We start from the raw sequence: 20,169 nt of genomic DNA, 5'->3' as shown, positions 1-20,169 counted from the left end.
TGACCTCACCTGTCACCGCAAACTCAAGCCCCCTTGATCGTCTGGCTCCGCTGCCCATGCACGCCCACCGGCACTTCGCCCTTGAGCGTCACCCGCCGCACGATGCGCTCCTGGGTGCCGTAATCGTCCACTGCGTAATGCTGGGTCGAACGGTTATCCCAGATCGCCACATCGCCGCTCTGCCAGCGCCAGCGCACGGTGTTTTCCAAACGCGTCACATGGCTCTGCAACAGGTTGAACAAATGCGCCGAGTCCGCCAGCGAATAGTCCTTGATACGTTTGACGAAGTGCCCCAGCAACAGACTCTTCTCACCGCTGATGGGATGCACCCGCACCACCGGATGCTCGGTCTCGTATACCGTCGAAGTGAAGATCTGGCGGTAACGCTCCAGCTTCTCCGCCGAGACATTCGGCCGCGAACCGGCGTAGTCGTATTCGTTGCTGTGCACCGCCCAGAGCTTGTCCGCCAGCTCGCGCAACTCCGGCGCCAGCTCCTCGTATGCCGCTGCCGTATTCGCCCACACTGTGTCGCCGCCGGAGGCCGGCGCCAGCACCGAACGCAGGATCGAGGCTTTCGGATAGGCGTCGACGAAGGTCACGTCGGTGTGCCAGGAATTGGCCCGCTGGCCCTGTGCACCGTCCAGCTCCAACAGATAACGCGTACCGTCACGCACCGGCACCGTCGGGTGCGCCACCGGCTCGCCGAGCAGATGAGAAAAAGCCTCCTGGCTCTGGTCATCGAGATGGCTCTGGCCCCGGAAGAAAACCACCTTGTACTGCACCAGCGCCTGCTGGATCGCCTCGATCACGCCGGCCTCCAGCTCGCCGGAAAGCTCGATGCCACGGATCTCGGCGCCAATACGACCGGCCACCGGATGAATATCCAGCGTGTGCACAACGGGTTTTACAGCAAGTGCGGCATTGCTCATGGGTGAACCCTCGTCGGACTGCTTACGGTTTGAGCCGTCGCGAAACAACGCTCTATATATATTCAATTTAGATCTAATAGATATACGCATGCTTCGTTGACGGAATAAGAGCTTGCATTTAAAACCTCAAGCCTCGCTCGTCGCAAATGCCTTCGAGCTATTTTTCGGATGCCAGGAAAGCATATGGATCTTCGCCAACTGCGCTACTTCATCGCCCTCAATGAACACCGCAGTTTTGTCCGCGCGGCGGACGCCATGGGTATCACCCAACCGGCCTTCAGCCGCAGTATCCAGGGGCTGGAACAGGAGTTCGGCTGCGTGCTGGTGGACCGTGGCAACAAGGATTTGCGCCCGACGCCAGAAGGCCAGGTGGTGCTGCAACATGCCTTGACCCTGGTCCAGGGCGCGGCGCTGCTGAGTGCCGAAGTGACCCAGATGACCAAGCTCGATGCCGGTGAGCTGCGCTTCGGCTGCGGCCCGGCGCCGGCGGTGAAACTGGTACCGGAGGCGGTGGCGCGGTTTATCAATGCCCACCCGAAAGTAAGGACCAAATTCCATGTGGATAACTGGGAAAAGCTCAGCCGCAGCCTGAGTCGCGAGGAAATCGAATTCTTTATCGCCGACATCCGCCATTTCGAGGCCGATCCGAACTTCCAGACCCAGGCGCTGACGCCCAAGCGCGGGGTGTTTTTCTGCCGGCCGGGGCATCCGTTGCTGGCCAAGGAAAGCCTGTCGACCAACGATATGTTCGACTATCCGCTGGCGACCACGCTGATTCCGCCGGGCATCCGCAAGCTGCTGGCGAACCTCAGCGGGCGCACGGATTTTTCGCCGAATATCGAGACCGAGCATTTTCCGGCGCTGGTGAAGATCGTCCGGCAGTCCAATGCGATTGGCGTCGGCACCCAGGAGGCGTTTATCGAGGACGTGGAACAGGGCTCGCTGGTGCTGCTGCACTGGCGCAACCTGCCGCAGAACATCGAGAGCATGAACGCCCGCTGCGGGATCGTCAGCCGCACCGGGTTCCGGCTGTCACCGGCGGCGCGGGCGATGATCGAGACGTTGGTGGCAGTGGATACCCAGGAGGACAGGGTTGCGGTCTAGATCCCCGCCGCCGCCAGATTCGGCGCCACCCAATCCGTCACCTTGAACGGCTTGCGAATCAGCTTCTGCTGGGACGCCAGGTCCACCGAGCCCTGCAATTTACCAAGGAACACCGGGTCCAGTTGCGAAGGGAAAATCTCGCTGAGTTTCTCGTCCTTCAGATCCTGCTGCAAAATCACCTGTGGATAACTTGCCAGCCCCGACACCAACTGCACATAGGCGTCCTTGTTGCCATCCTGGGTCAGCCACTCCACCGCTTGCTGCTGGGCCTTGAGCAGCTTGTCGACCACGTCCGGATGCGCATCGACAAAGGCGCCGGAACCCACCAGCACGCTCTGGATACTCCCGGCACCGCCCAGATCCCTGGTGCTCACCGGCAACTCAGCCAGCCCCTTGGCCTGCAACGCCGTCAGGTTCGAGCTGCCCCAGGAGGCGTCGATCTGCTTGGCCGCCAACGCCGCTACCGCCGCGCTGAAATCCAGGTTGATCACCTTGAAGTCCTTCTCACTCAAGCCCTGGCTGGCCAGTGCGGCATCGAAGGACAGCTGGCTGGCGGTGCCACGGAACACCGCCACCCGTTTGCCCTTGAGGTCCTGCAGGGTCTTGATCCCCGAGCCGGGCACCACGCCGAGGTATTGCTTGACCCCGCGTGCCGTCGCGCTCAACAGCCGGGTATCCAGCCCGTTCGATTTGCCGATGATCGCCGCCAGGTCCCCCAGGTAGGCGAAATCCACCTGGCCGTTGGCGAAGGCTTCATTGATCACTGGCCCTGCGCCCTTGAAGAAACTCCACTGCACCTTGATTCCTTGGTCGGCAAAGGCCTTTTCGAAGATCTGCCGGCTGCGCAGCACATCCACCACACCGCCGCCGCTGTGCTCGGTGCCGGCGCTCAGGTCGGGCACGGCGATGCGGATTTCCTTGACCTCGGCCGCCGTGGCCAACAGCGACAGGACGCCCAGGACGCCCGCTAGAGCGGTGGTGGCGAACAGGCGGGCAAGGCTGCCTTTGAACAGGGTTTTCATGGGTGGTGCTCCTTGGCAACAGGCTTCGAGTCGCTGAAGGTAGGCATAGCCATGCATAACAATAAAATACTGATAATTCACATTTTAGTAACTTTAAGGAATATAAGCGCTGAAACAAGGGTCCTGGAGCGGCATGCATAAAACGCATCGAAAATATTCTTCAAATGCATTGGATGCGTGCCCTGCACAAGCCTTAAATGGCTTCTCTTATCTCCCAATAGAATCGATAAGATTTTTTATAGACCGAACAAGCATATTCAATTCAGTGCCGTGCATTGCCCGGAAAACCGACAACGGAGGTCTGCCATGGCCCGTGTTTCGCTCCTCAGCCTGCCGCTGGCGCTGCCGCCGTCCGGGCAGCGCCGTGGCTGGCCCAGCCTGAGTCCGCGTCTGCTGCCCTGGCTGTTGCCACTGGCGCTGGCCGCCCTGTGGTGGGTTGCCAGCCGGCAACACTGGATGAGCGAGCAGATCCTGCCGCCGCCTTCGCTGGTCGGGCAAAGCACCGTGGAACTGGCCGGCGGCGAACTGTGGGGGCATCTGTGGATAAGTCTGCAACGGCTGTTCCGGGGTTTGCTGGCGGGCGTCGGCATCGGCGCCCTGCTCGGTGCCACGCTGGGTTTCAGTCGACGTGCAGAACGCTGGGTATTTCCCACCTTCAGTGCCCTCGCACAAATCCCGACCCTGGCCTGGATTCCGCTGTTCATGGTGTTTTTCGGCATCGGCGAAGTGCTCAAGCTGGTGGTGCTGATCAAGGCCATCGTGGTGCCGGTGACCCTGCACACCCTGGTCGGCGTGCGTGATGCGCAACCCAGGCTGCGCGAAGCCGCGGCGGTCTTGCGGCTGCCACCGTATCTGTTGATCCGACGGCTGATCCTGCCCGCTGCCCTGCCGGCGTTCATGGCTGGCCTGCGCCTGGCGCTGGCCGCCGGCTGGACCTCGCTGCTGGCCGTGGAACTGTTGGCCTCCAGCGAAGGCATCGGCTACCTGATGGTCTATGCCCGGCAACTGTTCATGCTCGATATCGTCTTCGTCTGCATCCTGGTCATCGGTGTGCTCGGCGTGCTGATGGACCGTGGCATCGGCCTGCTCGACCGACGCCTGGTGCACTGGCCGCACCCGGCCACGGCGCAGATCCCCCGCGGCCCGCGCTATCACGGCTGGCAACGCCTGCAACCCTGGCTGCTGCCGCTGATACTGCTGGTGCTCTGGCAAGTGGCGAGCGACCAGCAGTGGGTCGACGGGAATATCCTGGCCAGCCCACTGGCGGTGCTGCACAGCACCTGGCGCGGGACACTCGACGGCAGCCTGCCCACCAGCCTGGGCCTGAGCTTGCAACGGACCCTCGCCGGGCTGCTCCTCGGCGGCTCGCTGGGCTTTGGCCTCGGGCTGTTGCTGGGGCTGTCGAAAACCGGCGAACGGCTGCTCGGCCCGAGCCTGTCGGCCCTGCGCCAGATCGCGATTTTCGCCTGGGTACCGCTGATCACTGCCTGGTTCGGCCTGGGCGAGCTGGCCAAGTCCGTGTTCGTCGCCCTCGCCGCCTTCTTCCCACTGTTTATCGCCACCCAACGCAGTGTCGCCAACCTCTCGCCGCAGTTGACCGAGGCCGCGCAAGTGCTGCGCCTGAGTCTCTGGCAGCGGCTGCGCAAGCTGGTGCTACCCGGTGCCGCGCCGGGGATTTTTGCCGGGCTGCGCCTGAGCCTGATCTATGCCTGGCTCGGCACCCTCGGCGCCGAATATTTCATGCAGTCCAACGGCGGCATCGGCGCGCTGATGATCGGCGCCCAGCAGTTGCTGCGCATGGACGTGATCATGAGCGGCATGCTTGTGGTGGGCCTTACCGGCGCGCTGATCAACCTGCTCGGCCAACACCTCGAAACCCGCGCCACCCGCTGGAGACACGCATGAACGCTCCGATTGTCAGCTTCAACCAGGTCGGCAAATCCTTCGATGTCGACGGCATCGAGCTGGAAGCCATTCATGAGTTCAGCCTGGATATCGCCGAGGGTGAGTTCGTCGCCATTGTCGGTTCCAGCGGTTGTGGCAAATCCACCTTGCTGCGCCTGCTGGTCGGCCTGGACACAGCCTTTCGTGGTGAGATCCGGGTCGATGGCAAGGCGGTCGACGGCATCGGCAGCGAGCGCGGCATCGTGTTCCAGGAACACCGGCTATTTCCCTGGCTGACGGTCGAGGAAAATATCGGCCTGGGCCTGGTCAACGAACCGCTGAGCAAGGCTGAGCGTCAGCAGCGCATCAATGACTTCATCCAGTTGGTGGGCCTGGGAGATTTCACTCGCGCCTACCCGCACCAGCTGTCCGGTGGCATGGCCCAGCGCGTGGCGATTGCCCGTGGGCTGGTGGCGAGTCCACGCATCCTGTTGCTGGACGAGCCCTTCGGCGCCCTCGACGCATTGACCCGCCAACAGATGCAGGACGAACTCCTGGCCATTCGCGCCCGGGCCAGGATCACCACACTGCTGGTCACCCATGATGTCGAAGAAGCGATTTTCCTCGCCGACCGGGTGGTGGTGATGGAGCCGCGTCCCGGGCGGATCAAGCAGGTGGTCGAGATCGCCCTGCCCCATCCGCGCCAACGCAGCAGCTTCGACTTTCACCAGTTGCGCGAGGAACTGCTCCACGAGCTGACCAGCGACGGCCATTACCAGACGCCGGTTCCCGAGCAGATTCGCGACCTGCCCCTGACGTTTATTGCCTGCTGAGAGGAGCCCCTCAGCCTTGCGCCGAGCTCACTTCCTGCGGGCTTTGGCGCTCTGGCCGGACAAACCGGTTGGCCCGTCCGAAGGTCCCGAAATCATTGAAACGCACACCCATCTCGGCCATCACCCTATGTGCCACCGACGCGGTCATCTGGCGGATATAGAACGGTTCCTTGACCACGAAATGATGAATCCCGTGGGTGCTGCCGAAGTTGAAGCAGAACGCCTGCAACGGCCACAGCCACCACGGATTGAGCACCTGGGTCTGCTGGATCACATTGCCCGCCTCGAGATCCCCGTAGTAGTGCATGTTCGAACTGACGAAATGCAGGCAGAAGGTCCGCAGCACATTCGGCCCGATGATCGCCACCACCGCGATATCGATCACCTGCATCACCGCCAGGGTATGGGCCGACCAGTCGATGGAGCTGCCCAGCAGACCGGCGATCCCGTTGGCCGCGTGGAACCCGAGAAACACGTACCACGCGCCCCAGTGCAGCAACGCCAGTGGCGCATAGACCCTCAGTGTGCGCTTGAGGATGCTGAACTTGTGGGTCCAGGTCTTGGCCCGCAGCATGCGGATCAGCGAAGACATGACGTTGTCGCCGACCATCAGCAGGCGGGCAATCCCCCACGGCTCGCCATTGGTGATGGCGCGCTCTTCCATGTCCGCCTCGGTACCGGAAACCTTGTGATGATTGAGGTGCAGATGGCGCCGAATCCAGGGGTTGATGGTGCTCGGCCGGGCCAGCCAGACCAGCGCCAGCATCAGGTTGTGCGGCACCCGCTGCTTGCGGAAATACATGCTGTGGATCAGGTCGTGCTCCAGCTCGTGGGTCAGCGAGGCAAAAAAAGCATTCAGCAACAAACACACCCATCCGGCCAGATAACCGTCCACATAAAGCACCGCCGAACCGATCATGCCGGCCAGGGCAAACGCCAGAATACCCGCGCCCAGGGCGTCCTGATGGTTCAACAGCGGGTAGCGCCGGCGCAATTCGACGCCGCGGGCCATGACCTTTTCACGAATATAGGCGGATCGTTGTTGTGCATTCATGCGTTCGGGACTTGCGCAAACACCATCCATGATTCCATCCTCTGGTTATTGATGTTCGTATCCTGCGCCGTTGCAGCATCAGAGGTCGTAGCCGCGAACGCCAACCCGTTGACCGGATACGCCAACATGCCTGAACCGACCTCGCTCTCCAGCTGGACCCGCGCCCTGCGCAAGCAGCTCGACGCCCTGGGCCTCGACAGCGCCGCCCTGTGCCACCAAGCCGGACTCGACCCGCAATTGATGGACGACCCCAACGCCCGCTACCCGCTGTCGGCCACCACCCGCCTGTGGGAGTTGGCCGTGGCCAGCAGCGGCGACCCGGCCATCGGCTTGCGGGTCTCGCGCTTTGTCAGCCCGACCACCTTCCACGCCCTCGGCTACGCACTGGTGGCCAGCGGCAGCCTGCGCGAGGTGTTCGAGCGGATCGTGCGGTATCACCAGGTGGTCAGCGATGCCCTGGGACTGGAACTCAGCCGCGAAGGCGAACGCTACCGCTTTCGCCTGCGGGTACCCAAGGACAGCCCGGCACCGGCACCCGAAGCCATTGATGCCTTCGTTTCAATCTATGTGCGCACCTGCCGCAACCGCCTGGGCCGCGACTACGCACCGTTGGCGGTGTATCTGCGACGCCCGGAACCGGCCGATCCGACGCCCTGGCACACGGTATTCCGCGCGCCAGTGTTCTTCGCCGCCGAGGAGGACCGGCTGGAGTTCGCCTGCAGCGATTTCGACAGCCACCTGGACGACGCCAACCCGGAACTGGCCGAGCACAACGAGACGGTGCTCAACCGGACCCTGGCGCAATTGAAGCCCTTGACCTGGGAGCGCCGCGTGCGTGAAGCCATCGAGGCCCAGTTGCCGGAAGGCGAACCGTCGGCGGAACGCATCGCCCAGACGCTGCACCTGAGCCTGCGCAGCCTGCAACGGCACCTGGCCGATGAAGGCGCGCGCTACGACACCCTGCTCAACGAATGTCGGGAGAACCTCGCGCTGCTGCATCTGCGCGACCCGCAATGTTCTCTGAGTGAGGTCAGCTATCTGCTGGGTTTTGCCGACACCAGCAGCTTCAGCCGGGCGTTCAAGCGCTGGACCGGGATCACCCCGGGGCAGTTTCGCGACGGGCTGCGCTAAGAGCGACTCAGGCGCTGGCCGTAGCCCGCAGCCCTTCCAGATCGAGGATCTCGATCCCGCCATAGCTGGTGCGCAGAATCCCCTGCTGCTGAAAATCCTGGAGGATCTGGTTGGTGGTCTGGCGCGACAGCGACAACATCGCCGCCAACTGCTCCTGGGACACCTCGAGCAATTGCCGTGAACGGTTCAATTCCCCATAGCCTTCGGCAATCAATAACAGCCGGTGCGCCAGGCGGGCCGGTGCCGGCATCAGGCTCAACTGTTCCAGGCCGATAAAGGTCAGGCGCAGTTTCTGGCTCATCAACAAGGCGAACTGCCGCCAGTATTCGGGGTGCTCGTCGAGCAGCTTGAGCAACACGTCCTGGGGCACCTGCAACAGGATGGTGTGCCCCACGGCATAAGCGTCGTGGGTCCGCGGCAGGCCATCGAACAGGGAAATCTCGCCGAACCAGTAAGGCAGTTCCATCACCCCGAGCAAGGCTTCCTTGCCCTTCTCGCTGACGGCACCGACCCTGACCGAACCCTCCAGCACCGCGTACAGCCCGCACGGCGGATCGCCGCGCTGGAACAGGCGCTGGCCAGGCGTCAGGCGTCGGCCCTTGGCGGCGGCGAGCAGGCTATCCTGCAAGTGAGCGGGCAGATGGTTGAACCAGTGTCCGGTCAGCAGGCGCGAGCGCCAGGCAGATACATCCATGAGAACTCCGAGACAATTGTCGTGTAGCTGACAGAGTAAAAATTTCACGCAGGGCATGATCCCATCACCCTACAGGAGGAATAACAATGAAAAACCTCGTCGAGCATCTCAGTCAATACGCGGACTATCACCGTGACCCGCGCAATATCGCCAGCCACTTCATCGGCATTCCCCTGATCGTGGTCGCCGTGGCGGTGTTGCTGTCACGGCCGCAATGGCCGGTGGCCGGGCTCGGGATCAGTCCCGCGGTGCTTCTGGCGGTGGTCTCGGCGGTGTTTTATCTGCGCCTGGAACTGGCCCTCGGACTGCTGATGACGGTGCTGCTCGGCCTATCCGTTTGGGTGGGCCAAATCCTTGCGGCGCAGGGCACGCTGCTGTGGTTGGCGAGCGGAATCGGCCTGTTCGTGATCGGCTGGGCGATCCAGTTTGTCGGGCATTACTACGAAGGGCGCAAGCCGGCGTTTGTCGACGATCTCAGCGGGCTGATCGTCGGGCCGTTGTTCGTGGTGGCGGAGCTGTTGTTTTTGCTCGGGCTGCGCCAGGAGCTCAAGCATGAGATCGAGGCGCGGGTGGGGGCGGTGCGGTTGCGGGAGAAGCGGACGGCCGTTTGAAATAGCCGGTGCCTGTAAAGGCCTCTTCGCGGGCAAGCCCTGCTCCTACAGTGTCGTGTCGTACCGACAGAAGACTGTAGGAGCAGGGCTTGCCCGCGAAAGGGCCCTCAAGACCACCAAAAGCTGCGCTGGTAAGCCAGGCGCCTACGGGGTCCGCCGTGCCCTTAGAGACTGGCCTGCTTCTGCCAGACCTTGGGCTTGAAGAACAAGGTCTCCCCCCTCGTCAAGCCGATCAGGCTGTCGTGATCCTTCACCACTTCGGCTTCGATCAGTTCGCTCTGGCCTTCAACTTTCAGGGTCACCCGGGTCGTCGCGCCCAGCGGACGGATATCACGTACCTCGGCCGCATGGTGATCCTCCAGTTCATGGCGCGACAGCGACACTTCATGGGGCCGGAACAGCACATGCTGGTCGTCCCCCAGGTGCAGGCGGTTGGAATCACCGAGGAAGTGATAAACGAAATCGCTGGTCGGATTCTCATACACCTCGCCCGGAGAGCCGATCTGCTCGATCACACCCTTGTTCATCACCACGATACGGTCGGCGACTTCCATCGCTTCTTCCTGGTCGTGGGTCACGAACACCGAGGTCAGGTTGATGTCTTCGTGCAGCCGCGCCAACCAGCGCCGCAGCTCCTTGCGGACCTTGGCATCCAGCGCGCCGAAAGGCTCATCCAGCAGCAGCACCTTGGGCTCCACCGCCAGGGCCCGGGCCAGGGCAATCCGCTGGCGCTGACCACCGGATAACTGCTCAGGATAACGATCCGACAACCAGTCCAACTGCACCATGTTCAACAATTCATGGACCTTGGTCGCGATCTGGCTTTCATTCGGGCGCTGGTTCTTCGGCTTCATGCGCAGGCCGAAGGCGACGTTGTCGAACACCGTCATATGACGGAACAGCGCGTAGTGCTGGAACACGAAACCGACGTTGCGATCCCGCACATCATGGCCGGAGACGTCTTCGCCGTGGAACACGATGCTGCCTTCGTCCGGGGTTTCCAGCCCGGCGATGATCCGCAACAGGGTGGTCTTGCCGCAACCGGACGGGCCGAGCAAAGCCACCAGCTCACCGCTGTGGATATCCAGGTTGATGCGGTCCAGGGCCTTGAAGGCGTTGAAGTTCTTGCTGACATTACGGACTTCGATCGACATGACTTATTCCTCCGCCGCAGCGGCGCGCAGGCGGTTGATTCGATTTTCGCTCCACTGCTTGAGCAGCAGGATGAAGAGCGCCAGGATCAGCAACAGGCTCGCCACGGCGAACGCGGCCACGTGGTTGTATTCGTTGTAGAGGATCTCGACGTGCAGCGGCAGGGTATTGGTCACCCCGCGAATGTGCCCGGAGACCACCGACACCGCACCGAACTCGCCCATCGCCCGGGCGGTACAGAGCACCACGCCGTAGATCAGGCCCCACTTGATGTTCGGCACGGTGACATGCCAGAACATCTGCCAGCCGTTGGCGCCCAGCAGGCGCGCGGCCTCTTCTTCCTGGGTGCCCTGCTCCTGCATCAGCGGGATCAGTTCACGGGCGACGAACGGCACGGTGACGAAGATGGTCGCCAGGACGATGCCCGGAAGAGCAAAGACAATCTGGATATCGTGATCCGCCAGCCATGGGCCAAAGAAGCCCTGGGCGCCGAACATCAATACATAGACCAGACCGGCGATCACCGGCGAGACCGAGAACGGCAGGTCGATCAGCGTCACCAGGATGCTTTTGCCGCGGAACGAGTACTTGCTCACGCACCAGGCGGCGCTGACCCCGAACACCACGTTGAGCGGCACCGAAATCACCACGGCGATCACCGTGAGCTTCAACGCCGACAACGCATCGGGCTCAAGGATCGCGCTGAAGAACGCGCCGAGGCCATTCTTCAAGCCCTGGGACACCACGATAAACAGCGGCAGCAGCAGAAACAGGAAGAACACCAGCCAGCCAAGGCTGATCAGGATACGCCGCGACACAGCACTGCCACGACGGGCGGCGTTGGCCGAGGACGCGGCGGAAATAGACGATTGGGACATGTTCCGCGCCTCCTTATGGGTGTTCGATGCGCCGCTGCAGCAAGTTGATCAGCAGCAGCAGGACAAAGGAAACCACCAGCATCATCACGCCGATGGCGGTGGCGCCGGTGTAGTCGTACTGGTCGAGCTTGACCATGATCAGCAGCGGCAGGATCTCGGTTTTCATCGGCATGTTGCCGGCGATGAAAATCACCGAGCCGTACTCACCGACACCCCGGGCAAAGGCCAGGGCAAAACCGGTCAGCCAGGCGGGCAGCAACGCCGGCACCAGGATGTAGCGGAACACTTGCAAGGGCTTGGCCCCCAGGCAGGCGGCGGCTTCTTCGATCTCCCGGGGGATATCGGCCAGCACCGGCTGCACGGTACGCACCACGAACGGCAGCGTGACGAAGGTCAGCGCCAGGGTGATGCCCAAGGGAGTGTAGGCGATCTTGAAACCGAGGTCGGCGGCGAACTGCCCCACCAGGCCTGCCGGCGTGTATAGCGCGGTCAGCGCGATACCGGCCACGGCGGTGGGCAAGGCAAACGGCAGGTCGATCATCGCATCGATGATCTTGCGGCCGGGGAAGGTATAGCGCACCAGCACCCAGGCCAGCAGCGTACCGATGATGCCGTTGATGATCGCGGCGTACAGCGCGGTACCGAAACTCAGCTTCAGCGCTGCAACAACCCGTGGTGCCGAGATGATCGCCCAGAACTGATCCCAGGTGAGTTGGGCGGCATGCACGAACATCGCCGCCAGGGGGATGAGCACAATCAGGCTGAGGTACACCAAGGTGTAGCCCAGCGTCAGCCCGAAGCCGGGTATGACGGGGGAGATACGACGTGACATAAAAGTCCTTGGTTAACGGAACTGACACGCAAAGCCCGCAGGTGAATGCGGGCTCTGTGCTGGCTGCTTAATTCACGGTTTATTGCGCCGTGTAGATCTGGTCGAACACGCCACCGTCATTGAAGAACTTCGGTTGGGCAGTTTTCCAGCCGCCGAAGTCTTTGTCGATAGTCACCAGGTCCAGTTTCGGGAACTGCTGTGCGTATTTGGCGGCGATCTTCTCGTCACGTGGACGATAGAAGTTCTTCGCCGCGATCTCCTGGCCAGCCGGGCTGTACAGGTGCTTGAGGTAGGCGGTGGCGATCTCGGTGTTGCCCTTTTTCTCGGCGTTCTTGTCGACCACGGCCACGGGTGGCTCGGCGAGGATCGACAGGGACGGCACAACGATGTCGAACTTGTCGGCGCCGCCGTCTTCCTTCAGGGCCAGGAAGGCTTCGTTTTCCCAGGCCAGCAGCACGTCGCCCTGACCGTTGTTGACAAAGGTGATGGTCGAGCCGCGAGCGCCGGTGTCGAGGACCGGCACGTGCTTGAACAGCTCTTTCACGTATTCCTGGGCCTTGGCTTCGCTGCCGCCGGCTTTCAGGCCGTAGGCCCAGGCGGCGAGGAAGTTCCAGCGCGCACCGCCGCTGGTTTTCGGGTTCGGGGTGATCACCGAGACGTCTTTCTTGACCAGGTCGCCCCAGTCCTTGATGCCTTTGGGATTGCCCTTGCGCACCAGGAAGACGATGGTCGAGGTGTAGGGGGTGCTGGCGTCCGGCAGGCGTTTTTGCCAGTCCGCGGGCAGGGTCTTGCCGAGCTTGGCGATTTCGTCGATGTCGCCGGCCAGGGCCAGGGTCACCACGTCGGCGCGCAGGCCGTCGATCACGGCACGGCCTTGCTTGCCCGAACCGCCATGGGATTGCTGGATCTTCACGTTGTCGCCGGGGTGGGCCTGCTTCCAGAAGCTGGTGAATTCGGCGTTGTAGTCCTGGTACAGCTCACGGGTCGGGTCGTAGGACACGTTGAGCAGCTCGTAATCCTTGGCAACGGCGGAACCGGCAAACACGGCACTGGCGAGCGCAGCCAGGGCGTAACGGCGAATCGACGACATGGTGAAGCTCCCGAAAATTTTGGTGTATTGGCTTTTTCTTATGGCGCTTGCGGCCCGCATTCGGGCTCGAACGCTCTGGTTTTGACTGGGGTCATGAATAAGATGACGCCCTCCGGTTGACCAGTCGGGCCTCTGAGTGAACAGAGGAAGACGCGGGGTTCAGCTGGGTTTGGCGCCCGGGTTTTGCAGACGGAATTTTTCCTTGCGTTCGATCTGAACCACTTGCGCGTTGTGGACCGTGATCTCGACGGCACCGAAACGCAGATCGCGCAAGGCGCTCTGGATCTCACGCAGAATGGTTGCTTCGTCCTGGCCGTCAACGCTACGCAGAGATGCGCTCATGGTCGTGCTCCTGAAATGAGAGTTGCCCCGGCAGTGGGGCACTGCTTGTGGCGTGAGGGCAATCTTAGACAGGGGAAGTTATTCTTAAAAATACTATTTAAGAATTTTAATATAACTAAATGCCATTATCAGGAGTGGCGCGGGCTGTAGCGGGTGTACGCCTTGGCGCAGACGCGAGATGAACCTCTTGTGGCAAGCCCGCTCGCCACAAGACTGCGTTCGACCTGAAGCCCGAGTGCGTCAGGGGATGGCAGGCGCACGCTGCCAGTCGAGCTGATCCGCCGGCATCGGCCGTCCGAACCAGTAGCCCTGCCCCAAATCGCAGGACTGATCGAGCAGGAACCGCGCCTGATCGGCCTGCTCGATGCCCTCGGCCTGGACCTGCATGCCCATGCTCTGCGCCAGGGCGATGACCACCCGGACAATCGCCGCATCGTCTTCGTCCCAAGGCAAGCCGGCGACAAAACCCTGGTCGATCTTGAGTTTCTGCACCGGCAGCCGCTTGAGCCGCAGCAGCGAGGAATACCCGGTGCCAAAATCATCGATCGCCAGGCTCACGCCCAACTCGCGCAAGCGATGCAGTTGTTCCAACGCCACCTCAGGGTCGTCCATCACCGCGCTTTCGGTCACTTCCAGCTCCAGCAGCGCCGGGTCCAGCCCGGTGTCATCCAACACCTTCGCCACCTGCTGGTACAACTCGCGACGGGCAAACAGACGACTGGAGACGTTCACCGCGATAAACGACAGCTCCACCCCCTCCTGCAACCACTGGCACATCTGCCGACAGGACTGCTCCATGACCCAGGCATCGATCTCGGCGATCAGCCCGGTGCGCTCGGCAATCGGAATGAATTCGCCAGGCGACACCAGCCCACGCTGCGGATGCTCCCAGCGCACCAGGGCCTCGACCCCGATCAGCCGGCTGTTGCTCAGGTCATGCACCGGCTGGTAATAGACCCGCAACTCGTCCTGCTCCAGCGCCCGGCGCAACTCACCGGCCATTTCCACCCGATGCTGGGCGTGGGCGGTCAGTTCTTCGGTATACAACGCATAACCTTCGCGCCCCGCGCTCTTGGCCTTGAACAAGGCCGAGTCGGCATTGCGCAGCAATTGCTCGGCATTCAGCGAATCGCTGGGGAACAGGCTGATACCGATACTGGCGCTGATGAACAATTGATGCCCGTCGAGCTGGAACGGCTCCTTCAAACCCTCGATCACCCGCTGCGCCAGGGCCGCCGCCTGCACCACCTGCGGGCAGTTCTCCGCCAGCACGGCGAACTCGTCACCGCCCAGGCGGGCCAGGCTGATCCCGCTGCCAAAGAGGTGCTGCAGGCGCTCGCCGACCGCCTTGAGCAATTGGTCGCCAACATTGTGGCCGAGGCTGTCGTTGATGATCTTGAAGTGATCCAGGTCGATCAGCAGCAAGGCACAACCGCGCTTGTGCACCTGCGCCGAGGCCAGTGCCTGGGAGGCGCGGTCGGTGAACAGCAGGCGATTGGGCAGGCCGGTCAGGGGATCGTAGTTGGCCAGTTGCGCCAACTCGTGCTGCGAGTCCTTGATCGCACTGATATCGGAAAACACCGCGACATACTGGCTGAGCTGGCCAAAATCGTCGCGAATCGCGCGGATCGTCTGCCATTGCGGGTAGATTTCGCCGCTCTTGCGCCGGTTCCAGATCTCGCCGCTCCACTCGCCGGTGGCGTCCAGCGTCTGATAGACCTTCTGGTAAAACTCCGCCGAATGCCGACCGGACTTGAACAGGTTCGGCCGCTCTCCCAGCACCTCGGCTTCCTGATAACCGGTAATGGCGACAAAGGCGCGGTTGACGTGGACGATCAAGCCGTCCTTGTCGGTGACCAGCACACCCTCGCGGGTGCAATCGAACACCGCGGCCGCCTGTCGCAAGCGCTCGCGATCCTCGGACCCGGGCTTCAAGTCCGGGACGGCCTGGCCGAAACGCTGGTAACGGGCATGAATCAGGAAAATCAGCACGGCGCTGACACTCACCCACAGGTAACCGCGAACGATCTGCCACTGCAGCAACTGTTCAGGGTCATCGAAAAAGCTGCTCAACAGGCGTTGGCTGAGCTGGATCCAGAGGACCGACAGCAACAGGTACAACAGGCCTGACCTCAGAGCATTACGAGTTGAAATCGACATAAACAGTGCTAATTCCCTCTAGAAACGCCAAATTGCCCTACAAACTGGCCGGAATTATAGAGTAAGAAACATCCCGCCACTCTTATCTGAAACAGCGACTGGTTTTCTCTGTGGGCTCGGTGATAATGCACGGGCTGTTCTTTACTTTTTCGAGGGCCATACAGCCTATGTGGTACAACGGTTTTCTTGACCTGTCAGCCTGGCAAACAGTGGCGGTCACCCTGTTGATGACCCACGTGACCATTGTCGGCGTCACGGTCTATCTGCACCGCTATTCGGCCCACCGCTCCCTGGAGCTCAATGCTGGCCTGAAACACTTCTTCCGTTTCTGGCTGTGGCTGACCACGGCACAGAATACTCGCGAGTGGACGGCTATCCACCGTAAACATCACGCAAAATGTGAAACCGTCGACGATCCCCACAGTCCGGTGATCCTCGGCCTGTCCACGGTCCTGCGTACCGGTGCCGAATTGTACCGGGCCGAGGCCAGCAATCCCGAGACTTTGCGTATCTACGGCAAGAACTGCCCGGACGACTGGCTCGAGAACAACCTCTACTCGCGCTACAAGCTGCTCGGCATCGCCATCATGGCGGTGATCGACCTGCTGCTGTTCGGCGCCATCGGCATCACCGTCTGGGCCATCCAGATGATGTGGATTCCGTTCTGGGCCGCCGGCGTGATCAACGGCCTGGGCCATGCGATCGGCTACCGCAACTTCGAATGCCGTGATGCCGCCACCAACCTGGTGCCCTGGGGCATCCTGATCGGCGGCGAAGAGCTGCACAACAACCACCATACCTACCCCAACTCGGCCAAGCTGTCGGTCAAGAAGTGGGAATTCGACCTGGGCTGGGCCTGGATCAAGGTCTTCAGCTTCCTGGGCCTGGCCAAGGTACAGCGGGTCGCCCCCATCGCCCACCGGGTCGAAGGCAAGGGTCACCTGGACATGGACACCGCCATGGCGATCCTCAACAACCGCTTCCAGATCATGGCCCAGTATCGCAAGCTGGTGATTGCACCGCTGGTGCAGCAGGAGCTGGCCAAGGTCGATCATTCGGTCCGCCACCAGTTCCACCGCGCCAAGCGCTTGCTGTCGCGGGAAACCAGCCTGCTCAGCGAAAACCATCAGGTGCGCATCGAAACCATGCTCGCCCACAGCCAGGCACTCAAGGTAATTTACGAGAAACGCCTGGCCCTGCAACAGATCTGGGTCAAGACCAGCTCAAATGGCCATGACATGCTCGCCGCGATCAAGGATTGGGTCCACGAAGCCGAAGCCAGCGGCATCCAGTCGTTGCGCGACTTTGCCGACCAGTTGAAAACCTACTCGCTACGTCCCTCGGTCGCCTGACACCGTTGATCGGCGCGCCCTCCCCCCAGGGCGCGCCGAACGGAACTTAGCGGCTCTGGCCCTATCTCAAAAGCACGTCGCCATCCCGGCGGGCCGTAGCGTGGCCGTGCCGCCATAACGGTCGGCACGCCCTGTGAGATGAGTGCCGATGGTCAACAAGAACTCAAAACCGCCTTCCCTCCCACAGTGGCCAAAAGCCGCTGAAACCCTGTTGGCCCTGATGCACGCCCAGGCCGAAGTCGCGCGCCTGGGCGAACGCGAACAACTCTTCAGCTCGTTGCTGGTCAGCGTCAATGCGGTGCTCTGGGCCCTGGACTGGAACAGCCAGCAGATGCTCTACGTCAGCCCCGCCTACGAGCGGATCTTTGGCCGCTCGGCCGGCCTGCTGCTGGCCGACTACAGCGAATGGCGCAACAGCATCTACCCCGACGATCTCGACTACGCCGAACGCAGCCTGGCCCAGGTACTGGAAAAGGGTGCGGTGGAAGACCGCGAGTACCGCATCATCAGCGCCGACGGGCAGATCCGTTGGCTCAGCGACAAGTGCTTTATCAGTCGTCACGCCGAGCCGGGGCAGCGAGTGATCGTGGTCGGTATCGCCGAGGACATCACCGAGAAGAAAGCCCTGGAAGACGAATTGCAGCGCCTGGCCACCACCGATGTGCTGACCGGCAGCAGCAACCGCCGACACTTCTTCGACAGTGCCCATCGCGCCTTCGAGGAAGCCCGCCTGCAGGATTCGCCCCTGGCGTTCCTGCTGCTGGACATCGATGACTTCAAGCAGATCAACGACACCTACGGTCATCCCGAAGGCGACGTGGTCTTGCAACGGATCGCCGAGACCGGGCGCGGGGCCTTGCGGATGGGCGATCTGTTCGGACGCATTGGCGGTGAGGAGTTCGCCGCGCTGCTGCCCGGTTGCGCACCGGAGATGGCCCTGCAGATCGCCGAACGCTTGCAACGGGAGATCCAGCGCCTGAGCTTCAGCCACGACGGCAAGGGCTTCGGCGTCACCGTCAGCCAGGGCCTGACCAGCCTGACGCCCCAGGACGAAACCCTCGACCCGCTGTTCGCCCGGGCGGACAGCGCCATGTACCAGGCCAAGCGCCAGGGCAAGAACCAGATCGTATTGGCTTGAAGGCCCGTCCGATCAACGGCTCTGGTTGATATTTGACCAACCCTAAAAACGTATATACATTGCGTATATCCTTTTAGGAGTTCAAAAAATGACCCTTGCCCGTGTATTTCAATCCGGCAATAGCCAAGCCGTCCGCTTGCCCAAAGAGTTTCGTCTTGATGTGGACAGTGTAGAGATATTCCGCCGCGGTGATGAGATCGTGCTCCGAGCGCTGCCGTTAAGCGCCACCGCGATTTTCGATGCCCTGGCCAGCCTACCGGAAAGCTTCATGGCCGAAGGCCGCGAGGACAGCCCCGCACAAGAACGCGAGGATTTCTGATGTCGGTGCGTTATCTGCTGGACACCAACATCTGCATCTACATCGCCAAACACAACCCACCCGAAGTCAGAGAACGCTTTGCGCGCCACCGCGCCTCCGAGCTGGCAATGTCAGTCATCACATTAGGCGAACTGCGCTTCGGCGCTGAAAAAAGCCAGGCAAAAGAGCGCTCATTGGCCGTTTTGCATCAACTGGAATCATTGATCCAAGTGGTTCCTCTCGAAGAAGGCACCGGTGAGCACTACGGCCAGATCAGGGCCCAATTGCAGGCCTGCGGGCGTGTCATTGGTAATAATGACTTGTGGCTGGCCGCGCACGCACGCAGCAACGGTTGGATTCTGGTCAGTAACAACCTGCGTGAGTTCGACAGAGTGCCGGGCCTGCAAGTCGAAAACTGGATTGAAGGCTGACTGAGGCCGGTCGCTTCTGCGTCAGTTCTTGCGCAAACGCATCAGCTCCGGCAAGCCGACCTTGAGCAAACGCGCCGTGCGGCTCTTGGCGATTTCTTCGACGCCCTCGTGGGGCGTCAGCCGTGCCATCTGCGCCGCCAGGCTCATCACCAGGGCCTCGCGCGAGTAAACCCCGCCACCGAGCTGGTAGACCGCCGCAATCAGCTCCCGCAGCTCCAGCGGAAGGCGCCAGCGCGTGCGCAGCGCCGAACCGAAGGCAGCCCCAAAGGCATAGAGCGATTCACCGATCAGTTCATCATCCAGCTCACCTCCGGCGCTCAACCATTCCTGCAGACAACGCAGCAAAGCCAGGTCACCCAGGCGATGCAACAAACCCGCGCAGTAACAACGCTCGTGATCCAGATCGAGCAAACGCGCCAGGGAGTGGCCGTATTCGGCCGTGTGCAGCGACAGATTCCAGTAGCGTTCGGCGTAGTCGCCCAGGGCCGCATCACTGAGCCGGGCGCTGCGCTTGAGGGTCAGGCCGAGGATCAGGTTCATGCTCTGCGCCGCGCCAAGCCGCTGCAATGCCTGGGCCAGGGTCTGCACCCCGCTGCCGTGATGCTGGGCCGCACTGTTGGCGGCGGCGATCAGCACCGCAGTGATTTGTGGGTCGGTGCGAATTTCCTGCTCCAACACCTTCAAGTCGAGGCCACCGGGATTGAGGCTGCGATTGACCGCCACCTGCACGTCGGCCATCAACGGCGCGCCGTCCGACTCCTCGCGGCGTCGTTCGAGAAACTTCGCCACGGTCATGCCCGGCGCCAGGGCCGGAATTTCGCACGAGACCGCCTGCCCGGCGTCCAGCAGCAGATCCTGCAGGCGCTGGGTCAGGCTTTCCATATTCAGGGGTTTGGTCAGGTAGGCCGTCGGTTGCAGCGGCAGGATTTCCCGCACGCTGGCCACGTCATTGCGCGAGCCCACCAGAATGAACGGCAGTAGTGGCGTGCGCTTTTTCTGGCGCAGACCGCGCAGCAGGCTCAGGCCATCGACACCCGGCAACTCCCAGTCGGCGATCACCAGGTCGAACGCCCGTTCGCTGAGCAACTCGAGCGCGTGGTGACCGTCGGCACAGATTTCCAGTCGAGCATCACAACGCACGTTCAACAGCACCTGCTTGAGCAGGTCCCGTGACCAAGGCTCCGCCTCGGCAATCAACACACGGGGTACAGCGGGTAGATCCACAGCGGTCATC

At 62.0% G+C, this 20,169-nt stretch carries 20 protein-coding genes; 9 read left to right on the top strand and 11 right to left on the bottom strand.

Annotated elements, in window-relative coordinates; translation table 11 throughout:
• Positions 1 to 23: 23 nt before the first annotated feature.
• Positions 24 to 929 (bottom strand): TauD/TfdA family dioxygenase, encoded by a 906-nt coding sequence (locus M5C01_RS28110; protein WP_152741788.1) that lies wholly within the window; start codon positions 927 to 929, stop codon positions 24 to 26.
• Positions 930 to 1,112: 183 nt separating this feature from the next.
• Between M5C01_RS28110 and M5C01_RS28105 the strand changes: the two genes are divergently transcribed.
• Positions 1,113 to 2,033: a LysR family transcriptional regulator gene (locus M5C01_RS28105; protein WP_152741789.1), complete on the top strand. Its 921-nt coding sequence runs from the start codon at positions 1,113 to 1,115 to the stop codon at positions 2,031 to 2,033.
• On the opposite strand, the gene M5C01_RS28100 is transcribed toward M5C01_RS28105, so the two are convergent.
• Complete coding sequence (locus M5C01_RS28100) at positions 2,030 to 3,055, bottom strand: ABC transporter substrate-binding protein (protein ID WP_152741790.1); 1,026 nt, start codon at positions 3,053 to 3,055, stop codon at positions 2,030 to 2,032. The genes M5C01_RS28105 and M5C01_RS28100 overlap by 4 nt on opposite strands.
• Before the next feature lie 306 nt (positions 3,056 to 3,361).
• Here M5C01_RS28100 and M5C01_RS28095 point away from each other — a divergent pair, with 306 nt between their 5' ends.
• Both M5C01_RS28095 and M5C01_RS28090 read left to right on the top strand, forming a co-directional pair.
• A complete protein-coding gene (locus M5C01_RS28095; protein WP_152741791.1) occupies positions 3,362 to 4,960 on the top strand; it encodes an ABC transporter permease in 1,599 nt (532 codons plus the stop codon).
• The gene (locus M5C01_RS28090) at positions 4,957 to 5,772 is read left to right on the top strand and encodes an ABC transporter ATP-binding protein (RefSeq protein WP_152741792.1); all 816 of its coding nucleotides are present in this window, start codon (positions 4,957 to 4,959) and stop codon (positions 5,770 to 5,772) included. The genes M5C01_RS28095 and M5C01_RS28090 overlap by 4 nt, the downstream gene beginning before the upstream one ends.
• Positions 5,773 to 5,782: 10 nt before the next feature.
• Here M5C01_RS28090 and M5C01_RS28085 read toward each other — a convergent pair whose 3' ends face one another.
• Entirely contained in the window at positions 5,783 to 6,856 is a 1,074-nt protein-coding gene (locus M5C01_RS28085; protein ID WP_152741793.1) for a fatty acid desaturase, read from the bottom strand.
• 96 nt (positions 6,857 to 6,952) lie between these two features.
• Here M5C01_RS28085 and M5C01_RS28080 point away from each other — a divergent pair, with 96 nt between their 5' ends.
• Positions 6,953 to 7,957 carry an AraC family transcriptional regulator gene (locus tag M5C01_RS28080; protein ID WP_152741794.1) on the top strand — a complete coding sequence of 335 codons (1,005 nt, stop codon included), beginning with the start codon at positions 6,953 to 6,955 and terminating at the stop codon, positions 7,955 to 7,957.
• Between the two features lie 7 nt (positions 7,958 to 7,964).
• On the opposite strand, the gene M5C01_RS28075 is transcribed toward M5C01_RS28080, so the two are convergent.
• Positions 7,965 to 8,651: a Crp/Fnr family transcriptional regulator gene (locus M5C01_RS28075; protein ID WP_103499032.1), complete on the bottom strand. Its 687-nt coding sequence runs from the start codon at positions 8,649 to 8,651 to the stop codon at positions 7,965 to 7,967.
• 86 nt (positions 8,652 to 8,737) lie between these two features.
• On the opposite strand from M5C01_RS28075, the gene M5C01_RS28070 reads away from it, so the two are divergent.
• Positions 8,738 to 9,262, top strand: a complete 525-nt coding sequence (locus M5C01_RS28070) for an Mpo1-like protein (RefSeq protein ID WP_152741795.1) — start codon at positions 8,738 to 8,740, stop codon at positions 9,260 to 9,262.
• 164 nt (positions 9,263 to 9,426) lie between these two features.
• On the opposite strand, the gene M5C01_RS28065 is transcribed toward M5C01_RS28070, so the two are convergent.
• The 6 genes from M5C01_RS28065 to dibA all read right to left on the bottom strand — a co-directional run bounded on the left by M5C01_RS28065 (position 9,427) and on the right by dibA (position 15,716).
• Positions 9,427 to 10,416 carry a sulfate ABC transporter ATP-binding protein gene (locus tag M5C01_RS28065; protein WP_152741796.1) on the bottom strand — a complete coding sequence of 330 codons (990 nt, stop codon included), beginning with the start codon at positions 10,414 to 10,416 and terminating at the stop codon, positions 9,427 to 9,429.
• A gap of 3 nt (positions 10,417 to 10,419) precedes the next feature.
• The gene (cysW, locus tag M5C01_RS28060; protein WP_103496012.1) at positions 10,420 to 11,292 is read right to left on the bottom strand and encodes a sulfate ABC transporter permease subunit CysW; all 873 of its coding nucleotides are present in this window, start codon (positions 11,290 to 11,292) and stop codon (positions 10,420 to 10,422) included.
• A gap of 13 nt (positions 11,293 to 11,305) precedes the next feature.
• Positions 11,306 to 12,124: a sulfate ABC transporter permease subunit CysT gene (cysT, locus tag M5C01_RS28055; protein ID WP_152741797.1), complete on the bottom strand. Its 819-nt coding sequence runs from the start codon at positions 12,122 to 12,124 to the stop codon at positions 11,306 to 11,308.
• Positions 12,125 to 12,203: 79 nt separating this feature from the next.
• On the bottom strand, positions 12,204 to 13,214 hold the full coding sequence (locus M5C01_RS28050; protein ID WP_103496014.1) for a sulfate ABC transporter substrate-binding protein: 1,011 nt from the start codon (positions 13,212 to 13,214) through the stop codon (positions 12,204 to 12,206).
• 159 nt (positions 13,215 to 13,373) lie between these two features.
• A complete protein-coding gene (gene oscA, locus M5C01_RS28045; RefSeq protein ID WP_028621060.1) occupies positions 13,374 to 13,556 on the bottom strand; it encodes a sulfur starvation response protein OscA in 183 nt (60 codons plus the stop codon).
• A gap of 240 nt (positions 13,557 to 13,796) precedes the next feature.
• Positions 13,797 to 15,716 carry a phosphodiesterase DibA gene (gene dibA, locus M5C01_RS28040; RefSeq protein ID WP_152741798.1) on the bottom strand — a complete coding sequence of 640 codons (1,920 nt, stop codon included), beginning with the start codon at positions 15,714 to 15,716 and terminating at the stop codon, positions 13,797 to 13,799.
• 167 nt (positions 15,717 to 15,883) lie between these two features.
• Between dibA and desA the strand changes: the two genes are divergently transcribed.
• The 4 genes from desA (at position 15,884) to M5C01_RS28020 (ending at position 18,935) form a co-directional block, all read left to right on the top strand.
• Positions 15,884 to 17,068 carry a delta-9 fatty acid desaturase DesA gene (gene desA, locus M5C01_RS28035; protein ID WP_103496016.1) on the top strand — a complete coding sequence of 395 codons (1,185 nt, stop codon included), beginning with the start codon at positions 15,884 to 15,886 and terminating at the stop codon, positions 17,066 to 17,068.
• 148 nt (positions 17,069 to 17,216) lie between these two features.
• Positions 17,217 to 18,206: a sensor domain-containing diguanylate cyclase gene (locus tag M5C01_RS28030; RefSeq protein ID WP_152741799.1), complete on the top strand. Its 990-nt coding sequence runs from the start codon at positions 17,217 to 17,219 to the stop codon at positions 18,204 to 18,206.
• An 88-nt stretch (positions 18,207 to 18,294) separates the two neighbouring features.
• Entirely contained in the window at positions 18,295 to 18,525 is a 231-nt protein-coding gene (gene vapB / locus M5C01_RS28025) for a type II toxin-antitoxin system VapB family antitoxin (protein ID WP_152741800.1), read from the top strand.
• Positions 18,525 to 18,935: a type II toxin-antitoxin system VapC family toxin gene (locus M5C01_RS28020; RefSeq protein ID WP_152741801.1), complete on the top strand. Its 411-nt coding sequence runs from the start codon at positions 18,525 to 18,527 to the stop codon at positions 18,933 to 18,935. The genes vapB and M5C01_RS28020 overlap by 1 nt, the downstream gene beginning before the upstream one ends.
• A gap of 21 nt (positions 18,936 to 18,956) precedes the next feature.
• On the opposite strand, the gene M5C01_RS28015 is transcribed toward M5C01_RS28020, so the two are convergent.
• Positions 18,957 to 20,168, bottom strand: a complete 1,212-nt coding sequence (locus M5C01_RS28015) for an HDOD domain-containing protein (RefSeq protein WP_103496018.1) — start codon at positions 20,166 to 20,168, stop codon at positions 18,957 to 18,959.
• Between the last annotated feature and the right edge of the window lies 1 nt (position 20,169).

Source organism: Pseudomonas sp. MWU12-2319 (assembly GCF_023242525.1).
Classification (GTDB): Bacteria; Pseudomonadota; Gammaproteobacteria; order Pseudomonadales; family Pseudomonadaceae; genus Aquipseudomonas; species Aquipseudomonas gingeri_D.
The sequence above is the reverse complement of the archived record's forward strand: the minus strand, read 5'-3'. Positions and strand labels throughout refer to the sequence as shown.